The sequence below is a fragment of the Serratia sp. JSRIV001 genome, from assembly GCF_019968745.1.
Taxonomy (GTDB): Bacteria; Pseudomonadota; Gammaproteobacteria; order Enterobacterales; family Enterobacteriaceae; genus Chania; species Chania fonticola_B.
Genome location: NZ_CP074147.1, coordinates 3,414,374 through 3,438,407, shown reverse-complemented (window position 1 = coordinate 3,438,407; position 24,034 = coordinate 3,414,374). Strand labels below are relative to the sequence as shown.

The following is a 24,034-nucleotide window of genomic DNA, read 5'->3' as shown; positions in this document are numbered from 1 at the left end:
GGCCCTGGAATGATAAAGGAGATGCTGATGTCTGTACAAGAAAATACCTCTGCGGGCGCTCACGCCACGGCGTTAGAAACCATGCCGGAAAAAGAAGCCCCTGCCGCGCAGGGCGTGTATGCCACCCTGTTTGAAAAAATCAACCTCAGCCCGGTTACTCACCTGAGTGACCTCAACATCTGGCAGGATAACCAGGCGATGTCCGATGCCAGCGCCGATGAGCGAGTCACCGCCGCGATGCAGGTGTTCCTGGAACGCCTGAAACAATCTGGCACCCAAGTCGACAAGTTGGACAAAACCCTGCTTGACCACCATATCGCTACCCTGGACGAACAAATCAGCCGTCAACTGGATGCGGTGATGCACCACACTGATTTTCAGCGGGTAGAGTCGTTGTGGAGAGGCGTGAAGTCACTGGTCGATAAAACCGATTTCCGTCAGAACGTCAAAATCGAATTACTGGATATTTCCAAAGAAGACTTGCGTCAGGATTTTGAAGATGCCCCGGAGATTAGCCAGAGCGGTCTTTATCTTCAGACATATGTTTCAGAGTATGATTCGCCGGGCGGTGAGCCGATTGGTGCGGTGATTTCTGCTTACGAGTTTGATGCGTCTGCTCAGGACGTGGCGCTGATGCGCAGTATATCAAAAGTGTCTGCGGCTGCCCACATGCCATTCATCGGCTCTGCGGGGCCACGATTTTTCCTCAAGGAGTCGATGGAAGACGTTGCCGCGATCAAAGACATTGGCAACTACTTTGACCGCGCCGAATACATCAAGTGGAAGAGCTTCCGCGAAACGGACGACAGCCGCTATATCGGCCTGGTGATGCCGCGCGTGCTGGGTCGTTTGCCGTATGGCCCGGACACCGTGCCAGTGCGCAGCTTCAACTACATCGAAGAGGTGAAAGGCCCGGACCACGAGAAATACCTGTGGACCAACGCCTCGTTCGCCTTTGCGGCCAACATGGTTAAGAGCTTCATCCAGAACGGCTGGTGTGTGCAAATCCGTGGCCCACAGGCGGGTGGTGCGGTGCAGGACCTGCCTATCCACCTGTACGATCTGGGTACCGGCAACCAGGTGAAGATCCCGTCTGAAGTGATGATCCCGGAAACCCGCGAGTTCGAGTTTGCCAACCTGGGCTTCATTCCGCTGTCGTACTACAAAAACCGCGACTACGCCTGCTTCTTCTCCGCCAACTCGGCACAAAAACCGGCACTGTATGACACGCCGGAGGCGACGGCCAACAGCCGCATCAATGCGCGCCTGCCGTACCTGTTCCTGCTGTCCCGCATAGCCCACTACCTCAAGGTCATTCAGCGCGAGAACATCGGCACCACCAAAGATCGCCGTGTGCTGGAGCTGGAGCTGAACACCTGGGTACGCGGGCTGGTGACCGAGATGACCGATCCGGGCGATGACCTGCAGGCTTCTCACCCACTGCGTGACGCCAAGGTGACGGTGGAAGACATCGAAGACAACCCGGGCTTCTTCCGCGTCAAGCTGTATGCCGTACCGCACTTCCAGGTGGAAGGCATGGACGTGGACTTGTCGCTGGTATCACAAATGCCGAAGGCTAAGGCATAAGTGGATACGCGATGAAAATCTATCGTCCGTTATGGACTCGCGGGGTCCTGGTATCCCCGCAACAGTTCCAGCAACAGGCCTCGCTGGAGGCCTGGACCAACGAATGTGTGGCGCAGATGGGCATCCTCCATCCGTGGGGCGTGCTTCACGCCACGTTTGAACCGGAGGCGCTGGCTCAGGGACGTCTGAAAGCGGAACGTCTGCATGTCCGTTTTCAGGACGGGGTATTGATCGACACGGAGTGTGCCGATTTACTGCCACCGACGTTGACACTGGCTGCCTGCCTTCCTGCTGCCGCGACTGAAACTCTTGTCATGCTTGCCATGCCCCAGTGCTATGCCAACGGCGGTAACTGTCTGCAGCCCGATGAGCGTGCCGAACGCCCGGTACGCTATCGTCAGGCCTGGCGTGACGTGCAAAACCAGTATGGTGACGATAAGAAACAGATCGCCGTCATGACGCATGAGCTGACGCTGCGTCTGGATACCCAGGAAAATGGCGATTATCAGGTCTGTCCGGTCGCCCGATTACTGCAGGATGCGCAGGGTCGCTGGGCGCTGGATGCCAACTTCATTCCTCCGTTGCTGAGCCTGCAGGCCAGTCGCTGGTGCGGTGAACGCCTGGACATTCTGATGGTGCAGTTGCGGGCGCGCTTACAGCGTTTGATGGGGATGCGCCGTGAAAGCAATGCGCGTATGGCCGACTTTGCCGTGGCCGATGTCTCGCTGTTCTGGTTACTCAATGCCCTGAACGGCGCCGAGCCGGTGCTGGGAAACTTTCAGCGCTATCCACAGGTACACCCTGAGCGGCTGTATCAGGAACTGGCCAGATTAGCAGGAAGCCTGCTGACCTTTTCTCTGGAACATGACATCACCGCCATTCCAGCCTATCAGCATGATCGCCTGACGGCTGTATTCCCGCCCCTGTTTAGTTTGCTGAATCTGCTGCTGGAAGTGAGCCTGCCTTCACGGGTGCTGGCGATTGAGCTGCTGCATGAGCCGCGTATCAACCAGTGGCGTGCTTCACTGCATGATCCGCGCTTGCGTGAAGAGGTGGACCTCTACCTCTCCGTGCGTTCTTCGCTCCCTGCGGCACAGTTGCAAAGCCAGTTCCCGCAATTGTGTAAGGTCGGAGCATCAGATGATGTCGGCAAGGTGGTGAACGTGTCGTTGAGCGGTATACCACTGTGCCCATTGAGCCATGTTCCGGCGGCGATGCCATTGCGGCTGGAGAATCAGTATTTTTCCCTCGATCTCAACCACCCCGCCGCGAAGCAGATGATGGCCTCTGGCACCTGCGTGTTCTACGTGCCGGGTACACTGGGTGACATTCAGCTTGAACTGTTTGCGGTGTTGCGCGCATGAGCCAATCGATAAAGAGACCCACCCCGTGCGTGGATATTGATGCCCTATTAGAGGATACCTGGTTACAGGTGATCAGCCTGCGTCAGGGCATAGCCTGCGAGGAAGGCGACGGGGAGAGGTTCTGGCAGCGCTGCGTTGACCGTATCGAACACGTTCATCAGACGTTAACCGACGCCGGTGTTAGCGCGCAAAACTGCCAGCACATCATGTATGCCCAATGTGCGGTGCTGGATGAAACCGTCAAAGGGCGTGACGTGCAGGATGATGCCTACTTCAGGTGGTGCGACTTCCCGCTACAGGCCCATTTTTTCAGCACCTTGAACGCGGGCGATCAGCTCTATGAGCGGATGCGTACCGTGTTGCGTGAAGCGGCACCGGACAGTGCGGTACTGACCTGTTTTCACCGTGTGTTGATGCTGGGTTTTTTGGGCGGCTATCGCTCATTGGCGGTGACGGAACGTGAACAACTGGTCGAACAGCTCTCCGCCCGGGTCCCGGAGTTCGGCTTTGCGTCGTCACGCCCGGTGCTGGCGAACGCGACGTCCCGCAACCACCTTGACGCGTGGCTGCGTCACTGGCCGGTGCGCGTGGGGCTGGCCGGGCTGGCCGTGGTATTATTGTGGTGGGGGCTAGACCATTGGCTGTCTGGCCTGCTGTCGACCTTATTGCCTGGGTCAGCATCATGAGTCCACGGTGGCGATGGGGTCTATGGCTATGGGCTGGCTTATTGGCCAGCATCCTCTGCCTGTTTTTCCTGCCTCTCTCCCCCCCCTGGCGCTGGATAGCCTTCTTGCTCGTGATGTTGACCGGTGCTGTCGGCATCTGGCGAACGGGCCGCCAGCCGAGTGCGGCATTGAACGACACCCGGCTCGACGGACTACCGCCCGAGAGTTACCGCTTGCCCGTGGTGCTGGTCTGTGGTGACGGCCTGGCCTCGCTGTTTGGCAGCGGCAACCTGCACCAGGGCGCTCAGGGATGCTGGTTACGGGTGGATGACATCAGCCAACTGAGCCCGTTTACGCGGCAACTGCTGTGGCGACGCCCCGCGTGGGCAGCACAGTTGGCCGTGATGGTTTCGGTCAACCCACAGCAACAGACGGACGAACGCACACTCACCACGGTGTTACATGAATTACGCTGGCAACGGATGCAACTGCGCCGAGAGACCTCTTGCACGTTACCGGTCCTGTTGTGCAGTACGGTGGCGACCTGCCTCGCTAATGCCCCTCAGTGGCTCTCCCAACAGCAGGCGAAGCCCGTTACCGTATGGCCGACTCTCACCCTGCCGGAACCCCTGGCCTACTGGCAACGCCAAGGCAGCAATAGCCAACAGGCGGAGCGGGTGCAACAGACCGTGCTGTTCCGCCACCACCATGAGTGGCTACAGGCACAGGTGCTACCGGTATTGCAAGCCCGTCATGACGACGTTGCCTGCATCGTCCCACAACAGGTGCTCCTGCATCACGTCGCCGGGTTACCGGGCCTCAAACCTGCCTCTCTCTGGCAGCAGTGGCTGGTGACCCATACCGCCCTGACGCAAGTGGCGGGCTGGCATCCGGCGCAAGCCGCAGAAGACACTGTGCGACTACCTGATTTTATCTTTGCCGATCTTCCGGTCGGCGGCGGTGTATCGTCACGCCAGCGCACATTGCGCCATGCAGTGACCTTGCTGACGGGGGCTGTCGTGCTGGCCTTATGCAGCAGCGCGTGGCACAACCAGCAATTACTGCACCGTATCGTCTTCGATATTCGCTATTACGACAGTGTGGATGCGAAAGATCCCCTCGCAAAAGCCAAGGCGGTTGAGATATTGCGGCAACATGCGGCACAGCTCAATGACGGGTTCCGCAACGGTGAACCCCTGCGCCTGAGTCTGGGACTGTACCAAGGTGAACGCCTGCGTCAGCCGCTACTGGCGGCGATCAAACGCTATGTTCCGCCGTTGACCTCCCCGACAGCCCCCATTGCCGAGTCTGTTCTACACACCGTGCGCCTCGACAGCCTCTCGCTGTTTGACACCGGCAAAGCGGTGCTCAAACCCGGCTCAACCAAGGTCCTGGTCAGTGCGCTGCTCAACATCAAAGCCAAACCGGGCTGGTTGATTGTAGCAACGGGGCACACCGACAGCACCGGCGATGCACAGACCAACCAGCAGCTCTCACTCAAACGGGCCGAAGCGGTGCGTGACTGGATGTTACACACCAGCGACGTGTCGCCCACCTGTTTTGCCGTTCAGGGGTATGGCGCAAGCCGCCCGGTGGTAAACAATGACACGGAGGCAGGCCGTGCGGCCAACCGCCGTGTTGAAATCAGTCTGGTACCGCAGGCAGATGCCTGCCAGGTAGCAGACTCTCCCCCCGCGTTATCGGCTAAGGACGACGCACTCACTCAAAAAATGGAGAAGTAACCCATGGCAATTCCTGTTTATCTGTGGCTGAAGGACGACGGCGGTGCCGACATCAAAGGCTCCGTCGATGTGAAAGACCGTGAAGGCAGCATCGAAGTGGTGGCTCAGGAGCACAACCTGTATATCCCGACCGACAACAACACCGGCAAACTGACGGGCACCCGTATCCACACCCCGTTCCTGTTCACCAAGGAAATCGATGCGTCCAGCCCGTACCTGTACAAGGCGGTGACCACCGGCCAGACCCTGAAATCCGCCGAGTTCAAATGGTATCGCATCAACGACGCGGGCCAGGAAGTGGAGTATTTCAACACCAAACTGGAAAACGTCAAACTGGTGAAAGTTGCGCCAAAAATGCACGACGTCAAAGACCCGGCCAAAGAGAAGCATAACCACCTCGAAGCCATCGAACTGCGTTACGAAAAAATCACCTGGACCTACAAAGACGGCAACATCATTCATTCCGATTCCTGGAACGAGCGTACTACCGCGTAATACAGACTGCAGACGGCGCTGTCGTCTGCTTTTTTCACAGTGCCTGCGTGCGGGTGCTATGAAAAAATCCGAACCCTGCCTCTACGACCTTATGCGCTTTGGTTGACAGCGAAGGGCGGTAGCGTGCCCGAACCTGAACACCCTCAAGAGAGAATCGATATGGAAAGTCAATCTGCTGTTTTGTTGCGCCGTTTGAACCCTTATTGCGCCCGTGCGCTGGAAGGCGCGGCCTCGCTGTGTCAGACCCGTGCCCATGCCCAGATCACCCCGGAACACTGGCTGCTGAAACTGCTGGAGCAGGGCGAAGGCGACCTCACCGTGCTGGCCCGCCGTTATGAGTGGAATATGGATGCCGTCTGGCAGGCGTTACTCGGCTGGCTGGACGACCACCCCCGCTCGGTGCGCAGCCGCCCGGCACTCTCGGCCTCACTGGAAACGTTGCTGAAACAGGCCTGGCTGACCGCCAGCCTGGCCGGTGATGACCAGATCCGCAGTCAACATCTATTAACCGCCCTGCTGGAAACCCCCACACTGGTGCAATGTGACGGCATCTGGCCGCTCCTCACCCTCACCGCCAGCCAGCTTGAGCGCCTGCGCCCGCTGCTCGACAACCAATCGGAAGAACGCCCCGAACGGCAACAACAGGCCAGCCTCAATCTACCCAGTTCCTCGCTCACTGAACCCACTGCCGACAGCGACAGCATTAACCTCGCGGGTCACACCTTGAGCGAAGCCCTGCAGGCCGCGCTGGATAAATACACCCTCGACGTCACCGCCAAAGCCAGAGCCGGGCAGATCGACCCGGTGTTCGGGCGCGACACCGAGATCCGCCAGATGGTGGATATCCTCTCCCGTCGCCGCAAAAACAACCCGATACTGGTCGGTGAACCGGGCGTGGGGAAAACCGCCCTGGTGGAAGGGCTGGCGCTGCGCATTGCTGAGGGCAACGTGCCGGACAGCCTGAAAACCGTCAGCCTCCGCACGCTCGATCTCGGCCTGCTGCAAGCCGGGGCGGGCGTCAAAGGCGAGTTTGAACAGCGGCTGAAAAACGTCATCGAGGCAGTGCAACACTCGCCGACCCCGGTGCTGCTGTTTATCGACGAAGCCCACACGCTCATCGGTGCCGGTAATCAGGCCGGTGGCGCGGATGCGGCCAACCTGCTCAAACCGGCGCTGGCACGCGGCGAACTGCGCACCCTTGCGGCTACCACCTGGAGCGAATACAAACAGTACTTTGAACGTGACGTCGCCCTCGAGCGCCGCTTCCAAATGGTGAAAGTGGACGAGCCGGACGACGACACCGCCTGTCTGATGCTGCGCGGGCTGAAATCGCGCTATGCCGAGCATCATGGTGTCCATATTACCGATGACGCGGTAAAGGCGGCGGTCACGCTGTCGCGCCGTTACCTGACCGGTCGCCAACTGCCCGACAAGGCGATAGACCTGCTCGATACCGCCAGCGCGCGGGTGCGCATGGGACTGGATACGGAACCGGAGGTGTTGATGCAGGTCAGGGCCGAGCGGGCGGCGTTGCAACTGGAACAGCAGGCGATAGAAACCGATAACCAACTGTGTGCCGACACCGAACCGACGCGACTGGCGGACATCAGTGACCGTATTGAGGTCTTGTTGTGCGAGCAACACGCCCTGGAACACCGTTACGAACAGGAACGCACCCTGGCGCAACAGCTTCTGGTAGTACGGCAGGATCCGAACCGGTCGGCGGAGGTGGTGGCACTGCGGCAGCAGTTGATTACCCTGCAGGGCTCAATGCCGTTGCTGTCACTGGATGTCGACCCTCGGACGGTGGCCACGGTGATTGCCGACTGGACCGGGGTGCCACTCTCGTCGTTGATGAAGGACGAACAGAGCGACCTGCTGACGCTTGAACACCCGCTGGCCACCCGCGTGGTTGGCCAGGCTAAGGCGCTGAATGCCATCGCCCAACGGCTGCGTGCCGCCAAAACCGGCCTGACACCGGAGAACGGCCCGCAAGGGGTGTTCCTGCTGGTTGGCCCCAGCGGTGTCGGCAAAACTGAAACCGCGCTGGCGCTGGCAGACGTGCTGTACGGCGGGGAGAAATCGCTGATCACCATCAACCTCTCCGAATACCAGGAACCCCACACCGTCAGCCAACTCAAAGGCTCACCGCCGGGCTACGTCGGTTACGGCCAGGGCGGCATCCTCACCGAGGCGGTGCGCAAACGCCCCTACAGCGTGGTGCTGCTGGACGAAGTGGAAAAAGCCCACCGGGATGTGATGAACCTGTTCTATCAGGTGTTTGACCGCGGCTTTATGCGCGACGGTGAAGGGCGTGAGATTGATTTTCGCAACACGGTGATCCTGATGACCTCGAACCTGGGCAGTGACTCGCTGATGCAGTTGCTGAATGAACAGCCCGAGGCCACCGAAGGCGACCTGCACGACCTGCTGCGCCCGGTACTGCGGGACCACTTCCAGCCTGCGTTGCTGGCCCGCTTCCAGACCGTGATATACCGCCCACTGGCGCAGGAAGCGATGCGCACCATCGTACAGATGAAATTGCATCAGGTCAGTCAACGCCTGCAACGCCACTACGGGCTCACGGCCCACATAGGCGACAGTCTGTATGACGCACTGACTGCCGCCTGTCTGCTGCCGGATACCGGTGCGCGTAATGTCGACAGCCTGCTCAACCAGCAGATATTGCCGGTGCTGAGCCAGCAGTTACTGACTTATATGGCGGCGAAGCAGACGCCCAAGACCCTGACACTGGGCTGGGATGAAGAAGACGGCATTGTGCTGGAATTTAACGGAGAAGAGCAATGAGTGACAAAATCCCTGCTATCGCCTTCGACCACAGCCACCATAAACTGACGGTTCGCGGCAACAAGGCCCCGCTGGATGTGGTCGGTTTTGGCGCGGAAGAAGCCCTGAGCGCCCCCTTCTGCTATGCCATCGAATTCAGCAGCAGCGAGCAGCATATCGGCCCGGCGACGATGTTGATGCAGGATGCCTCGCTCACCCTGCAAGCCACGGTGGTGAAGGCGTTTGGCGTGGCTATCCAACAGCCGCAGCGCGTCATTCAAGGCATCATCACGGGTTTTAAGCACCTTTCTACCTCGAAAGATGAAAGCCGTTATGAAGTTTGCCTGCAACCGCGTTTGGCTCTGCTGTCGCGCAGCCACCAGAACTGTATCTATCAGGACATCTCGGTGCCGGGCATTGTGGAGAAAATCCTGCGCGAGCGCCACGACATGCGCGGTCAGGATTTTGTCTTTACGCTGGTTAACGAATACCCTCGCCGTGAACAGGTGATGCAGTATGGCGAAGACGACCTGACCTTTATCACCCGCTTGCTGGCGGAGGTAGGTATCTGGTTCCGTTTTACCGCCGACCCCAAGCTTAACATTGACGTGGTGGAGTTTTACGATGACCAGCAGCATTACTCGCAGGGACTTACCCTGCAGGCAGTGCCCCCGTCCGGCATGCATGACAGCGGTGTTGAATCGGTGTGGGATTTATCCAGCAGCCACCAGGTGGTGGAGAAATCGGTCAGCACCCACGATTACAACTACCGCACCGCCATTGCAGACCTGAGCAGCCAGGTGGATGTGACCCGCGGTGACGCCACCACCTACGGTGAAGCGTATCACTACGCGGACAACTACCTGACGGCAGGCAGTGAAGGGCGTGACCCGGAGCCGGAAAGCGGGGCTTTTTATGCTCGTCTGCGTCATGAGCGCTACCTGAACAACCAGACAGGCTTCTCCGGTGTTGCCAATACCGCCAGCCTGGTACCAGGGTTAGAGCTGAAAGTCACTGGTCCACATGCCCCCCCGGCCTTTACCCAAGGCGTGATTATCGTGCGTACCCGCAGTTCCGCCCGCCGTGACCGCAGCTTTGAGGTAGCGTTTGACGCGATACCCTATTCGGAGGATTACTGTTTTCGCCCGGCGCTCATCAGCAAGCCCACCATGGCGGGCACCTTGCCTGCACGGGTGACCAGCACCACCGCCAACGACCCTTACAGCCATATCGACAAAGAGGGACGTTACCGGGTCAACATGCTGTTTGACCGCGACACCTGGGAGCAGGGGTATGAAAGCCTGTGGGTTCGGCAAGCTCGCCCCTACGCGGGAGACGCCTACGGCCTGCACCTGCCGCTGTTGGCTGGAACCGAAGTGGCGATAGCGTTTGAAGGTGGCAATCCGGATAGGCCTTACATTGCGCACGCCTTGCATGACTCGGCGCACAGCGACCCTGTGACTATCCGCAACTACAAGCGCAACGTCCTGAGGACCCCACGGAATAACAAGATCCGGCTGAGCGATGAGAAAGGCCGCGAGCATATCAAGGTCAGCACGGAATTCGGCGGTAAGAGCCAGCTTAACCTGGGGCATCTGGTCGACAGCGAAAAGCAGCAGCGGGGGGAAGGCTTTGAGCTGCGCACCGACCTGTTTGGGGCGATACGCGCGGAGAAAGGGATATTTATCAGCGCCGATGGGCAGGCCAAGGCACAGGGCAAGGTGCTGGAGATGCAACCGGCCATCAACCTCTTGAACCGCACCCAAGACCAGATGCGGGGTATTTCAACAGATGCGCAAAGTGCCAGCGCCAACCCGGCAGACGTGCAGGCACAAATTCATTTGTTGCAGCAAAACCTGAATGAATTAAAAGCCGCGGTTTTACTGTTGAGCGCCCCCAAAGGGATTGCCCTGACCAGTGGTGAACATCTGCAACTGTCAGCTAATCAGAACCTGATCGCCACGGCGGGTAAAAATGCGGATGTCAGCGTAGCCAAAAACTTCTTTATCGGTGTGGGGAATACCCTGAGCGTTTTTGTGCGCAAGCTGGGGATGAAGTTGATTGCCAATCAGGGGCCGATCACCGTACAGGCGCAGAACGACCTGTTCGAGTTACTGGCCCGCAAGGCCATTACTATCACCAGTACCGAAGATGAAATCCAGATCACCGCAAAAAAGAAGATCACGCTGAACGCGGGGGGCAGTTATATCACACTGGATGCGAACAAGATTGAGTCGGGAACGGCGGGCGATTATCTGGTAAAGAGTGCGCACTTTGGTTACAGCGGTGCGGCCACACAAAGCGTAGAGCCCCCGACCCTGTCAGACAGGGTTACAGACCCTGCAGTACGTTCATTATTTTCTTGATTAAGGTACAGAACAATGATTATCAGTCCTCCGAGATTACGTGACCAAAACAGTTCAGAAAGCGATGCCGATTGGGTAGAACGGATGATCCCGATTGATGTCCAGCGCAATTATCCGCTTAACAGCCGTCATGCCTGGCACGGTGGTGTGCATTTGGTGCACAGCGATATTGGCAGCAACGTGGAATATATACGTGCGATTGCGGATGGTATGGTGATCTCGTTGCGTCAACCCAGTCAGGAAAAACGGGATAAACCGCCGTTGAACTACAACGGGGGGACTGATTTTGGCTACGTCTTGCTCAAGCATGAGACTGAAATAGGCAGCGGTGAGGCTGGTAAAGTCGAGTATTACTCCCTGTATATGCACATGGGGAGTATCAAAAGTGAGGTAAAACAGGGAGCCAGGGTTTATCGCAAAGACCCACTGGGCCAGGTGGGAAAGATTGATGGTCGAAATGGTATTCACTTCCAGATATTTTGCGATGATGCCAATCTGCCAAAACTGGTGGGGCGCACGACGCCGGAGCTGGATCTGAGCAAGGATGGGCGCACGGATGCGGTCTACGGTGATATGCACTTTTATCTGCCTACCGGTACGCCATTTTACCCAGCGAGGCCGGCGAATAACGGGTTAACGCCGAGAGAAAACGCACTGTATAGAAGTAGCGAACCGCTGTTTGTGACCATGCGTTTTGATAAAGGCAGTTGCAGCATGACTACCCGGCAGAAAGCCCCCGCGCCGAAAAGCGGCTATACGGAAGTGGGGGACGTGTTGGTTAACGCGGATGGGGCGGATTATGAATATAATCTTTATAAAACCACGCTTGATTTATATCCGGACAGCCCGAGTGCCGGTTATGAGTTATTGCGTTTTGGGCGGGTGATTAATACCGAACATGAAACTCTGGTGCCAGCCAACGCGCCGTTGTGGCGTACCGTCAACTATCCGGGAGGTAAAGGCTGGGTCAATCTGGCGGCCAGTGAAATCAAAAAGTTCGGCGACGGAGATTTTCCGCACTGGATGGGGTGGCTGCTTGTCGACGACGATACCGATACTAACAGCCAATGCAATTCGCTGAGTGTGATGTGCCGAACGCGCGATGAACTGAGTCGAACGATTTGTCATTTTCCGCTGGAATGGAATGAAGTAACGGCGGAGGCGCGTTATGGTTGGTTGAAATCGGCGCTGACAGACGTGAGTGTTGATATTGAAAAAGCGAATGAAGTCTTGTGTACCAAGCCTGATACGGTGGCGGGTTTTTCACCCCCTGTCTCTGCTGAGTTTGAACTGGCTGCTGCGCAGGTCAGTCTGGCGGAAAAAGACTGGAATGCGTTGATAGCGCATATCAAAGCCTTATGCTTTAACACCGATGCGTTGGGTTTACCCTCTGGGCTGGTCTGGCACTTTGAGCCACGGCAGTTTATTACGCATTTTAGGAAGTGTAATTGGAACTCAAAAAATGAGTTGGCATTAATATATCCAGATAATATATACCCTGTAACTATTTTGAAAAAAATAAGTAAAACACCGGACTCTGTACGAGAAAATTACCGTAGTATAATTAATAAAGCTTTGGAAAAATATCTAATTGTCACTCCCACAAGGAAGTCTCATTTTTTTGGACAGGGAGCGGTTGAGTCATATATGCTTGTTCTGATGATTGAAGGTGCAGCTAGCTTTAGTAAGAATCCATCTCACCCCAGCTTTGGTAGTGAAATTGATGGATATTATAATCCACCTACAGGAGGATATCTTGATTATCTAAATGGTCGTCTAGGTAATATTGAGTCAGGTGATGGTCCTAAGTTTAGAGGGCGAGGTATGAAGCAGTTAACGGGTAGGGAAAATTATAGTAAATATTGGGGGTACAGAGGATGGATTGATATAATGAAATACAAGATGACATATAAAGGGTTTGTTGAGCAGTGGTGGAATCCAACAAGAGTCAGTAAAGCACCTGTAATTTCAGAACCTCAGGCATTATCTTTAAATAATTACAACTGCATTGATGCTGGTGGTTGGTATTGGACTGCGGGAGCTAGGCCTAATAAATTTTTATCAATTAATAAAGCTATTATTGAAGGTGGTGTTAGTTTTGAACATTCAAGATCTGTGACATACTCTATTAATGGTGGGCATAATGCTGATGTGGAACGATGGAATCATACTGTTAGGATATCTAAAGTATTAATGGATGGGATTAATTGATATGAGGAAAAACATTATAATTTCATGTTTAGCGTTAATGTCAATATGTTATTTTTTAGGTTATAGTTTCGCCTTTGCACTTACTGTTGATAAGTCGGGAAATAGCGATGTTAAAATTAAAAATCTAGGGAGGTATCTTTACCTTAAAACAGATGTAAATTTGACAGGTTATAATATTAATTGCTCTGGGGATAGATTGATTTTATGGGGACACCCTATAAAAATTAATGAGAGTAACCCGCAGGATAGTACTGTGATTTTATTTGATTTATCAAAACAAAAAATTTTGAAGAAGATTGGTTTTAGTAAGGGAGTTTTTGATGTTGACTTTTTAACGAAATCTGATGAGGCATATATTGGTAGTGACCCTGGTTTCATTATCAATACTAATACGGGGGGGGTGGCTACAGTGCCGCAAGATTTTGTTCCTGATGCTCATGGCCTTTTCGAACAATGCGTAAAAGATAAAGGCTGGAAATATGATAAATATGAAAATTAAGGGTAGGGAAATAAAACGATGAAAGGAGTTATTCGTATCGGTGATAAAACCACCCACGGCGGTACGGTCACAGCGGGGTCGTCCACTATGAAATTCGGTGGTATTGGTGTTGCCCGTCTCGGGGATCCAGTCTCTTGTCCCCAACACCGAGATACTGTAATCAGCGAGGGGCACGCTACGTTCTGTGATAACGGGATCCCGGTGGCCTTCCACGGCCATCGGTGTGCCTGTGGGTGTACCCTGCTATCTTCCCTGTCTCAAGCCACAGCGAGTTAATCCTTATGCCTGTCAGATTGGATCGTCTACCCGGATTGGCACCGCGTCCGGTGCCAATCCGCTGGTGGCGTTGGCTGGGCGTTTTTCCCTGTTTCCTGCTGACTGGGGTGCTGGCGACGGCATTACGGGGGGGAGAGTCCGTGGGGCGTCAGCCGTTACTGTTCTGGCTACTGGCCCTGGGGATCCCCTCACTGTTCTGGGGCCTGTTGGTTACGGTACGTTGGTTGGTCTACGTCGGTCAGCATCTGGTGGCCGATGGTTGGGATGAACGCCATTGGCAGGTGTTGTTACAGCAAACCCGACAAGGCCGCCGTTCACTTCAGGTGTTGGCAGCGGTATTACACACAGCACATACCGATGAGGAAAATCCTGATGCTCAGCTTTCTGCTCTGGTGCAAAACGAAAATGCCCTGTTATCACAACCCTCCTGGCAAGGTCAGGCCGCAGTGCGGCATAGCCGGTTGCCGCAGTTTGAGGGCGAGTCATCGGAAGTGATGACGCAACGCCTGCTATTTTCGGTGTTCACGACGCTGGCTGAAACCTTAGCCCCCTTGGCGGATGACATTCCCCTAAAGCTGATATTGGGATCTGATACGGCATTATCTGACGAGGCATTACAACAGGTGTGGCAGGCCGCCTGGAATGATGCGGATATTGTCCACTCAATGAGCCGTGTTGACTGTGTGGGATTGTCGGGGGTGGATGACTGGCTGGATAACCATATTCATGAGGAGGCACTCCTGGTTGTGGTGGCGTTGCAGATACATTCTCAGCAACCAGAGATGACCGCCGAATCGGTCGTAGGGCTGATTTTCGGCAACCGGTTGACCCAAAAAACGTTGCCTCCGTTGGCGTATCTGCACCGTCCGGAATTCGCCACTGAAGCTCGACTGGAATACGGTGTCCGTCAGGCCCTGGACTGGGTACCGATTTCCCCTGAGTCACTTAACCATGTGTGGTTTTCCGGCCTGGACGAGGAGAATATAGCCTCGCTCAGCACGGTAATGGAAACGGTGGCATTTCCGGTGACACGTGAGCAGGGCATTTACGACGTGGGCACCTCGCTGGGTCACCCCGGATGCGTTACCCCCTGGCTGGCGATTGCTGCTGCCACACAGGCCGCTCAGTTGACACAGTCCCCCCAGTTTATCTTTAGTGGGGCGTCAGCGCCTGGCGCTGGCGTCTGGAATACCGTGGTTTCTCCCTATAATCCTTCGCAGGAGATGACGCAGTGATGCGCACCTGGACTCGTTCTTACTTCTGGCCATTAGCTATCCTCGTACTGCTAACCGCTGCTATCATGAGCTGGCTGGTCTGGCGTCAACCGCATGTGCTGGGGATCCCCCCCAACAGTAACGCACACCGTTTCTGGCAATGGGGCATTGTAGGCGGTACCGGTTTTTTCTTGCTGTCGATAGCACTCTATTATGCTGCAATCCGTCGTGCAGGTCGTCAAGCCTATGAGGCACAGCGGCAAGCACTGAAAGGGGATGATGTCTTGCGGGCAGAAAAAGAGGTACAACGCGTCCCGCCATTACAAAACGAAACTGCATTGCTTAAAACCCACCTGCGCCGCCGCTATGGCCTGTTCTGGCGTTATAAAGTGCGGTTGCTGATGGTGGTGGGTGAGCCTGAACAGATTGCCGCTTTGGCCCCCACACTGGCTGATCAAGGTTGGCTGGAAGGGCAGCGCACCGTCTTGCTGCACGGCGGCAGCCTACGTGAACTGATCGACCCGGCACGCCTGACTGCATGGCGCACACTGTGCCGCAGTCGCCCGTTGGATGGCGTGGTCTGGGCCGTCACTCAGGCACAGAGCGAGGGTGCCGCGTGGCTGGATAATGGCCTGCGCACGCTGGAAAAAGCCGGTGAGGCGCTGCGCTATCAGCCCCCCGTTTATCTGTGGCAGGTGTGTGAGAGCGGTTGGGCGCAGGATGAGCGGGTCACGCAACCGGTCGGTGTACTGTTCCCGGCGAAGGCCACCCCAACGACCCTTGAACAGCAGTTGATCTCGCTGTTACCGCCGTTACGCGGACAGGGCATGCAGCAGGTCTTGGCGCAGCCGTCGCATGATTTCCTGTTGCGCTTGGGGCAATCACTAAAAAATAAACAGGCCGCCCGCTGGCGACAGGTGTTGACACCATGGTTCGCCGATTACGCTACCCGCATTCCGTTGCGTGGGTTGATGTTCAGCCTGCCAGAGGTGTCCACGAACGCTTCTGCGAACGTGCATGAAAAAGCCTGGAGCGCTCCGGCCAGTTGGCAAGGGCTGCTGGCGGATTGCCGTTCGGCTCCGGGCCGCCGCGTCGGTCTTCCCTGGGAGCAGACGCTGTATACCGGCCTGCTGACATTGATGGTGTTGTGGGGCGCAGGCAGCGTGGCGTCGTTTACCGTCAATCGCCAGCAGATGCTCTCGGTCGCTGAGGGGGCACAGCGCCTTGCAAAGCCGCAGCCCGTGTCGGATGAACAGGTGATCGCCCTGCATGCGCTGCGTAATGATATTGGCCGTTTACAGTCGCGCGTGGCGAATGGTGCGCCGTGGTATCAGCGTTTTGGTCTGGACCATAATGCCCAACTGCTTGCGACCCTCATGCCGTGGTATGGCAACGTCAGCAACCGTCTGATCCGCGATGCCGCTGTAGAAAGCCTGCAACAACAACTCGGCGTCGTGGCCAACCTGCCCGCCAATAGCCCGAAACGCGCTGCACTGGCAAAATCCGGTTATGACCAACTGAAAGCGTACCTGATGATGGTGCGCCCGGAAAAAGCCGACGGTGCCTTTTACGCTCAGGTGATGAAAACCACCGAGCCACTTCGCCCGGGTGTCTCTCCCGGTCTCTGGCAGAGTCTGGCACCCGACCTGTGGCAGTTTTATGCCCACAACCTGCCCGGCCAGCCGAGCTGGAAAATCGTACCGGACAAGGCCCTGGTGTCACAGACCCGGCAGGTGTTGCTGGGTGAAATCGGCCAGCGTAATGCCGAAAGCACGCTGTATGAAAACATGCTGCTGTCTGTGCGCCGCAACTCTGCGGACATGACGCTTGTTGACATGACGGGGGAAACCGATGCGCAACGGCTGTTCACGAGCGCTGAAACCGTACCGGGCATGTTCACCCGCAAAGCGTGGGATGAACAGATCCTGCAGGCGATAGACAACGCGGTCACTTCGCGGCGTGAAGAGATTGACTGGGTGCTCAGCGATAACCGCCGTGCCATCTCCGATGACATCTCACCGGAAGCACTGAAAAAACGCCTGACCGAACGTTACTTCACCGACTTTGCCGGTGCCTGGCTGAGTTTTCTCAACAGCCTGCACTGGAATGAGGCGAAAAACCTGTCTGATGTGATTGACCAACTCACCTTGATGAGTGATGTTCGCCAGTCGCCGTTGATTGCGCTGATGAACACCGTAGCCTGGCAGGGACAAACCGGGCAGCAGACCGACGCGCTGTCAGACTCGCTGGTGAAATCGGCCAAGGCCCTGATGAATAAAGACGCCGAACCGGCGATAGACCAGCAGGCCAGCGGCCCGGTCGGCCCGTTGGATGAGACCTTCGGGCCGTTGTTGACGTTGATGGGCAAAGGCAACGCGCAGACGATGATGTCGTCCGATAGCTCACTTAGCCTGCAAACATTGCTGACCCGCGTTACCCGTGTGCGACTGAAACTCCAGCAGGTTGCGAATGCTTCAGACCCGCAGGCAATGACGCAGGTCCTGGCTCAGACCGTTTTCCAGGGCAAAAACGTCGATCTGACTGATACGCAGGAATACGGCAGCCTGATCGCCGCCAGTCTGGGTGAAGAATGGAGTGGCTTCGGCCAGACGATGTTTGTTCAGCCGCTGACACAGGCCTGGGAAACGGTGTTGCAGCCTTCGTCAGCCAGCCTGAATGACCGCTGGAAAAACGCCATTGTGGCGAACTGGAAGTCGGCCTTTGACGGGCGCTACCCGTTTGCCGTCAGTAAAAGCGATGCCTCCCTGCCGATGCTGGCCGACTTCATCCGCAAAGACAGCGGGCGCATCGACAGTTTCCTGACCCGTGAACTGAGTGGGGTACTGCATAAAGAAGGCACCCGCTGGGTACCGGACAGGGTCAACAATCAGGGGCTGACCTTTAATCCCGACTTCCTGGCGGCCATTAATCAGCTGAGCCAGATTTCTGACATCCTGTTCACCGACGGCAGCCAAGGGCTGCGGTTTGAGTTGTTGGCTCGTCCGGTGCCGGATGTGGTGGAAACCCATCTGTCGATTGACGGACAAAAACTGCATTACTTCAATCAGATGGAAAGCTGGCAGAGCTTCCGCTGGCCAGGCGATACCTATAAACCCGGGACCCTGCTGACATGGACCACGACATCCGCCGGTGCCCGTTTGTACGGTGACTATCAGGGCACTTGGGGGCTTATTCGCTGGCTTGAACACACAAAACAGAAAAAGCTGGACGAAGGCCGCTATCAGTTGACGTTCACGACACCGGACAAGCAGCCGCTTCAATGGATATTGCGCACCGAGCTGGGCAAAGGTCCGCTGGGTCTGTTGCCGCTGCGTAACTTCACGCTGCCCAATCAGATCTTCCTGATACAAACACCGGTGCAAAGCGAACCCCCTTTTGATCCCGATGCGATCGCCGAGGAACAATAATGGCCACATTGACCACACTACAAAACGCCTGTGGTGCAGAACGTGAATCGCTTTTAAAACAGGCGCATCTTCAGGCTGAACGTTGGGATAATTGGCTGAAACCGATCTCGTCAGATCACCCTGCCGGAACCGACCCCGGCTACGACGATGATTTTCAGCAGATGCGCGAAGAGGTCAATAAGCTCTCTGGCGCAGACACCACGCTGACCTGCGCGCTGGCGGAAAAACTGCTGACGGGTCAGTGCAAGGACGTTCGTGTTGCGACGTATTACCTCTGGGCTCGGCTGCATCGTGACGGCGAGGCGGGTCTGGCCGAGGGCCTTTCCCTGCTGGCCGGGCTGATAAACCGCTTTGGTGAATCGTTACATCCGCAGCGGGCCGCAAGCCGAAAAGCGGCGCTGGAATGGATCTCCGGCCCCCGCGTACGGGATAGCCTGTCGCTGTATCCGGAAGTCGACAACGTTGATTTTGCGCGTATTGTGGGCGCACTGACGGTCATAGAACACGGCGTGAGCAGCTGGGATGACGCCTCTCGTCCGCAACTCGGCGCATTGTTTTCCTCACTCGAAAATCGGCTCGTTCAATCCGGTGGGATGAACGCCGTCGTTCCGCAAAACAGCAGTGCGTCTTCCTCTGCGCAGGAGAGCAACAGTGCATCGCCTTCATTGCGGCCTGTGCAATCCGGGCGTGATCTGCTCGATCAGGCCAAATCGCTGGCGAAGTACCTGCGCGATCAACCGTTGGGTTGGCTCGCCGGGCATCATCTTATTAAAAGCGTGCGCTGGGACACGGTACACGAACTGCCCTCGCTGGATGCCCGCGGGCGAACCCGCCTGATGCCACCACGCCCCGAATACCGCGCACAGCTCAAACGCCTATACCTGCAACAAAGCTGGATCGACCTGCTGGATCAGGCAGAGTCGATGTTTGCCGAAGGCGCGAACCACTTCTGGCTGGACGTGCAGTGGTATTTACACCAGGCACTCACGAAATCTGGCGCACCCTATGAAGGCTGGGCAACGTGCATTACGCAGGATCTCAATCTGCTTCTGACCCGTCTGCCGGGGATGGAAAGTTTATGCTGGAGCGACGGCACGCCGTTTGCTGATGAAGTGACACAAAGCTGGATCACTCAGCAGGTGCTGGAGTCTGCCAGCGGATGGGATAGTGAAACCGCCGTTGCGGTGACGTCGGGCGAAGACGATATTCTTCAGTTCGAATCTGAAGCGCTGGCGCAAGCCGACAGCGACGGTGTTGAAACGGCGCTGCAGTGGTTGCAGTCACGCCCGGGGATCAGTACGCCGCGTCACCAGTGGCTGATACGTCTGGTGATGGCACGCGTTGCGGAGCAGTTCGGTAAAAGTGATATGGCCTTGCATTTGCTGGACAATCTCGATAACGGGGGGACGGTGCTCACTTTGCAACAGTGGGCACCAGAATTAATTTTTGAGGTCAAAGCCCGGCGGCTGAAGCTTCTGCGCATGAAAGCACAACGTAGCGGCGGTGACAAAAACAGCCTGTTGACGGAAATGGACAACCTGCTCAGCGGGTTGATAGCACTCGATCCTGCCCGCGCTGCCGTGCTGTGTGGCTAACCAATAACTCTGCCAGATTAACTGTGGATCTCTATGGACGATTTAACCCTGCGTTATTTTGAAGCCGAAATGCGTTACCTGCGCGAGGCGGGCGACGAATTTGCGCGTGCGCATCCCGACCGGGCGTCTGCACTCAACCTTGACAAAACCGGGGCCCGTGACCCGTATGTGGAACGCCTGTTTGAAGGTTTTGCCTTTCTGATGGGGCGTCTGCGTGAAAAGCTCGACGATGACCTGCCCGAACTGACCGAAGGGCTGGTCAGCCTGTTGTGGCCACACTATCTGCGCACCATTCCCTCCCTGTCTATTGTGGAGTTCACTCCGGAATGGCAGAGCATGAAAGAGCCCATGGCGGTGAGTAAAGGCTTTGAAATACTTTCGCGCCCTATCGGTGAACGTCGCACACGCTGCCGGTACACCACCACGAAGGATATTGAGCTGCTGCCTCTCACCCTGAACCGCGCGGTGCTGGATACCGAGCCAGATGGCCGCTCGGTGATCCGCTTGCGCTTTACCTGCAGTGAACTGGTGGACTGGAGCGTCATCACTCTGCGCCATCTGCCGTTCTATTTTGACGCCGATACACCGCTGGCCTGCGCCTTGCATGAGGCGCTAACGCTTAACACCGCCAAACTCTGGATACGCCTGCCGGGCCAGGCTGACCGTCAACCGCTGGACGCATTCTTTGCGCCACAGGGCTTTAGTGATAAGGACACACTGTGGCCAAAAGGGGACAGTGCGTTCAGCGGTTATCAACTGCTGCTGGAGTATTTCACCTTCCGTGAAAAATTCATGTTTGTCGCGCTCAGGGGACTGGACGCGGTGACGTTACCGGCAGATCTGGCCTGGTTTGAAATCGATGTGGTGCTGGAGAAGCGCTGGGAGCACGACTTCTCGTTCTCGGAAAAACACCTGCGGCTGCACTGCGTGCCGGTCATTAATCTCTTTCCGCTGGAATCGGATCCACTTTCACTTTCCTCGTTACAGACGGAATATCTGCTGCACCCGATGCGCGTGCAGGATGGCCATACCGAAATTTACTCGGTGGATGCGGTGATCTCCTCCAAACACTCTGGCCACCAGGTGTATGTGCCGTTCACCAGTTTCCGTCACAAAGGTGGGATGCTGCGACACGACGCGCCGGAATATTACTACCATACACGCGTCAAGCGAGGCCCTTCCGGCCTGCACGATACGTGGCTGGTATTGGGCGGCGAGGCGTTTGATAACCACACCGTACCGGACAATGAAAACCTCTCCCTCAGTCTCACTGGCACCAACGGCCAGTTGTCGCGCAAATCCCTGCAAAGCACGGTGCTGGATACGGCGGTGAAATCTACCGGGGTCAACGTGCGGGTGCGTAATGTATCCGTACCTACCATGCCGTGTTATCCGCCGAACCGTGACCGTTTTCACTGGCGTGTATTGAGCCATCTGGGCAGCAGTTTCTTGTGGATGATGGACAGCGCGGATGTGCTGCGTGGTACTCTGGCGTTATATGACTGGACGGAAAACGAGATGAACCGCCGCCGTCTGGAGGCCATCGTCGAGGTGAAACACAGCGAGATCGAACGCTTTGAACGCGGCTATCTGCTGCGCGGGGTCCATATCGAGATCACACTCGACAGCAACGGCTTTGCAGGTACCGGTGATATCAGTCTGTTCGGTGAAATGCTCAGCCGCTTTTTTGCGCTGTATACCGACATTCATCTGTTCAACCGTCTGACCCTGATACTGCAACCGACAGGAGAACGTCTGGAATGGGAAGAGAACCACAAAACCCGTCTTCCCTGCTAATCGCCAGGCTTGAACGGGATATTGGCAAGATTAATTTCTTCCGCCTCTGTCAGTTACTCGAGCAGCAACCCGGAACGCTGCCGCTGGGCAGTACCGCGGATCCTGCCGATGACTGTGTGCGTTTTCGTCCGCACCCCGGAATGGGATTTCCGGTCAGTGAGTTGAAGGCGTTGGAAATGGACGCAAAACATCAGGATGCGCCGCCGACCATTCGCACCACGTTTATGGGGCTGTACGGGGTGGATTCGCCGTTGCCGACGTCCTATATCGATGACATCACCCAACAGCGCGAAGGGCATGAGGCACTGGAAGGGTTCCTCGATATTTTTAACCACCGGTTCATGACGCAGTTTTACCGGATTTGGCGAAAGTACTCCTATCCTGCCACGTTCGAATCGGGGGGGAAAGACAATACCTCGCAAAGCGTGCTGGGGCTTATTGGCATGGGGATCCCCGGCACTCAGTCGCATTTTGCGACGCCGACCTCACGCTTTCTGGCGTTACTGGGCGTGATGCGCTTGCCAGGAAGAACGGCGGAAGGCGTGCAGGCGCTGGTGCGTCTGTTAGCCCCTTTTACGCAGGCCGATGTCACGCCGCATTGCTTGCGCACGGTGCGGATCGCTGCACCGATGCGGTTTGCCGATGACGGCACTCACTGGCTGGATGGCGGTACGGTGATGGGGGAGGAGGTCATTGATGCCAACAGTCAGTTGCTGATTTCCTTGCACACATCAGACCGTGAGGAGGCAAGAGACTGGTTGCCAGATGGTGTACTGTATACCGATTTTTTAGTGTTACTCAGGGTGTATCTGGGCTGGCGCTACACCGCCTGCATTCAGTTGACGGTACCGACACGGCTGCTCCCGGCCCCTGTTCTGGGGGAACCCGCGATAAGGCTGGGTTTGACTGGCGTACTGGGGCTGGGTGATGACGCGTCGTCAGACGATCTCCCCGCATACTTTACCGTGGCGCTGGGTCGCTACAGCGGAATGGCACCTGACAGACATAAAGAAGGAAATGGTCGTGTTATTAAATACCACGTTGAAAAGTAAACTTTGGCTGCCTGCGCTGGCTTTATTACTGAGCGGCTGCGGGCTGACCCAGACGGTGACCGATGGCACTGTCTCAGCAACAAAATCTCTGTTTTATAAGCACATAAAAGTGCTGCATCTGGATTTTACCGGACGTGAAGCATTGAATACCGATGCACACGAGGAAAGTTCGTCCTCGCAGCCAGTGTTGGTTCGCGTCTATCAGCTACGTGATGATAAAACCTTCCAGAAAACGGTGTATCAGCAGTTGGTTGATGGGGGCGATGACGCACTGAAAGCGGATCTGCTGGCCAGCCGCGATGTGGTTGTCAAACCGGGAAATGCCGTATCGCTGGATATGCCGATGGAGAAAGACGCTCAATTTGTTGCGATCGTCGGCCTGTTCCGTGATCCGGATATGTCGAAAGACCAGTGGCGTCGGGTGTTGACCCGCGACGATCTGGATCCGGATAAGCCGCGCACTGTCGAGGTGGGAAATAACACGTTGACCCTGCTTGCGGAGAAAAAATGATGTCCGGCGCTCTCTCACTCTACGAAATACTGCTGGGTAACTTTGCCGGTGGTCTTGAGCTGCATCAGGTCAACGAAGCCGATCAGGTGATCCTCTCGGTACTCGACAACATGCAGCGCATTCTCAACTGCCGGGCAGGCACGCTCAGCCATTTGCCGGACTACGGTTTACCGGACATGAGCAAAATCCTGCAAGGCATGCCCGGCTCGGCGCATGAGCTGATGGTCACGCTCTCCGCTGTCCTGCTGAAATACGAGCCACGCCTGAAGAAGGTTGACGTGGTGATGCAGGAACAAACGCAGCCGGGCGAACTGCGATATGCCATTGATGCACAACTGAAAGACCACGGATTGGTGCGCTATGGCACCGAATTTATGCCGGAGGGCAAGATAGTGATTCGGCACCTACAACAACAGCAGTGGCTGTCTTAATCAGGGTAACCACA

The 24,034-nt window shown here is 56.3% G+C and carries 17 protein-coding genes; all 17 read left to right on the top strand.

The genetic code is table 11. The annotated features are described in order from the left end of the window. Positions 1-21: 21 nt before the first annotated feature. Complete coding sequence (tssC, locus tag KGP17_RS15910) at positions 22-1,587, top strand: type VI secretion system contractile sheath large subunit (RefSeq protein WP_223497942.1); 1,566 nt, start codon at positions 22-24, stop codon at positions 1,585-1,587. 11 nt (positions 1,588-1,598) lie between these two features. Continuing rightward, the gene (gene tssK / locus KGP17_RS15905) at positions 1,599-2,951 is read left to right on the top strand and encodes a type VI secretion system baseplate subunit TssK (RefSeq protein WP_223497941.1); all 1,353 of its coding nucleotides are present in this window, start codon (positions 1,599-1,601) and stop codon (positions 2,949-2,951) included. Next, positions 2,948-3,637 (top strand): type VI secretion system protein TssL, short form, encoded by a 690-nt coding sequence (tssL, locus tag KGP17_RS15900; protein ID WP_223497940.1) that lies wholly within the window; start codon positions 2,948-2,950, stop codon positions 3,635-3,637. Before tssK ends, tssL begins: the two co-directional genes overlap by 4 nt. After that, on the top strand, positions 3,634-5,358 hold the full coding sequence (locus KGP17_RS15895; RefSeq protein WP_223497939.1) for an OmpA family protein: 1,725 nt from the start codon (positions 3,634-3,636) through the stop codon (positions 5,356-5,358). The genes tssL and KGP17_RS15895 overlap by 4 nt, the downstream gene beginning before the upstream one ends. A 3-nt stretch (positions 5,359-5,361) precedes the next feature. Continuing rightward, positions 5,362-5,853, top strand: coding sequence for an Hcp family type VI secretion system effector (locus KGP17_RS15890; RefSeq protein WP_223497938.1), 492 nt, complete (start codon positions 5,362-5,364; stop codon positions 5,851-5,853). A 159-nt stretch (positions 5,854-6,012) separates the two neighbouring features. Beyond that, a complete protein-coding gene (gene tssH / locus KGP17_RS15885) occupies positions 6,013-8,661 on the top strand; it encodes a type VI secretion system ATPase TssH (RefSeq protein WP_223497937.1) in 2,649 nt (882 codons plus the stop codon). Beyond that, positions 8,658-11,006: a type VI secretion system Vgr family protein gene (vgrG, locus tag KGP17_RS15880; protein WP_223497936.1), complete on the top strand. Its 2,349-nt coding sequence runs from the start codon at positions 8,658-8,660 to the stop codon at positions 11,004-11,006. Before tssH ends, vgrG begins: the two co-directional genes overlap by 4 nt. 15 nt (positions 11,007-11,021) lie before the next feature. After that, on the top strand, positions 11,022-13,217 hold the full coding sequence (locus KGP17_RS15875; protein WP_223497935.1) for a M23 family metallopeptidase: 2,196 nt from the start codon (positions 11,022-11,024) through the stop codon (positions 13,215-13,217). Further along, the gene (locus KGP17_RS15870; protein WP_223497934.1) at positions 13,204-13,716 is read left to right on the top strand and encodes a hypothetical protein; all 513 of its coding nucleotides are present in this window, start codon (positions 13,204-13,206) and stop codon (positions 13,714-13,716) included. Before KGP17_RS15875 ends, KGP17_RS15870 begins: the two co-directional genes overlap by 14 nt. An 18-nt stretch (positions 13,717-13,734) precedes the next feature. After that, a complete protein-coding gene (locus KGP17_RS15865; RefSeq protein ID WP_223497933.1) occupies positions 13,735-13,992 on the top strand; it encodes a PAAR domain-containing protein in 258 nt (85 codons plus the stop codon). Positions 13,993-13,997: 5 nt separating this feature from the next. Then, positions 13,998-15,227 carry a hypothetical protein gene (locus KGP17_RS15860; RefSeq protein ID WP_223497932.1) on the top strand — a complete coding sequence of 410 codons (1,230 nt, stop codon included), beginning with the start codon at positions 13,998-14,000 and terminating at the stop codon, positions 15,225-15,227. Then, entirely contained in the window at positions 15,227-18,634 is a 3,408-nt protein-coding gene (locus KGP17_RS15855) for an ImcF-related family protein (RefSeq protein ID WP_223497931.1), read from the top strand. The genes KGP17_RS15860 and KGP17_RS15855 overlap by 1 nt, the downstream gene beginning before the upstream one ends. Then, on the top strand, positions 18,634-20,229 hold the full coding sequence (gene tssA, locus KGP17_RS15850) for a type VI secretion system protein TssA (protein WP_223497930.1): 1,596 nt from the start codon (positions 18,634-18,636) through the stop codon (positions 20,227-20,229). Before KGP17_RS15855 ends, tssA begins: the two co-directional genes overlap by 1 nt. A gap of 33 nt (positions 20,230-20,262) precedes the next feature. Further along, positions 20,263-22,026, top strand: a complete 1,764-nt coding sequence (gene tssF, locus KGP17_RS15845) for a type VI secretion system baseplate subunit TssF (RefSeq protein ID WP_223497929.1) — start codon at positions 20,263-20,265, stop codon at positions 22,024-22,026. Continuing rightward, complete coding sequence (tssG, locus tag KGP17_RS15840) at positions 21,990-23,078, top strand: type VI secretion system baseplate subunit TssG (RefSeq protein ID WP_223497928.1); 1,089 nt, start codon at positions 21,990-21,992, stop codon at positions 23,076-23,078. Before tssF ends, tssG begins: the two co-directional genes overlap by 37 nt. Then, positions 23,050-23,589 carry a type VI secretion system lipoprotein TssJ gene (tssJ, locus tag KGP17_RS15835; protein WP_371822033.1) on the top strand — a complete coding sequence of 180 codons (540 nt, stop codon included), beginning with the start codon at positions 23,050-23,052 and terminating at the stop codon, positions 23,587-23,589. The genes tssG and tssJ overlap by 29 nt, the downstream gene beginning before the upstream one ends. Beyond that, positions 23,586-24,020: a type VI secretion system baseplate subunit TssE gene (gene tssE / locus KGP17_RS15830; RefSeq protein ID WP_223497926.1), complete on the top strand. Its 435-nt coding sequence runs from the start codon at positions 23,586-23,588 to the stop codon at positions 24,018-24,020. The genes tssJ and tssE overlap by 4 nt, the downstream gene beginning before the upstream one ends. The last annotated feature ends 14 nt before the right edge of the window (positions 24,021-24,034 follow it).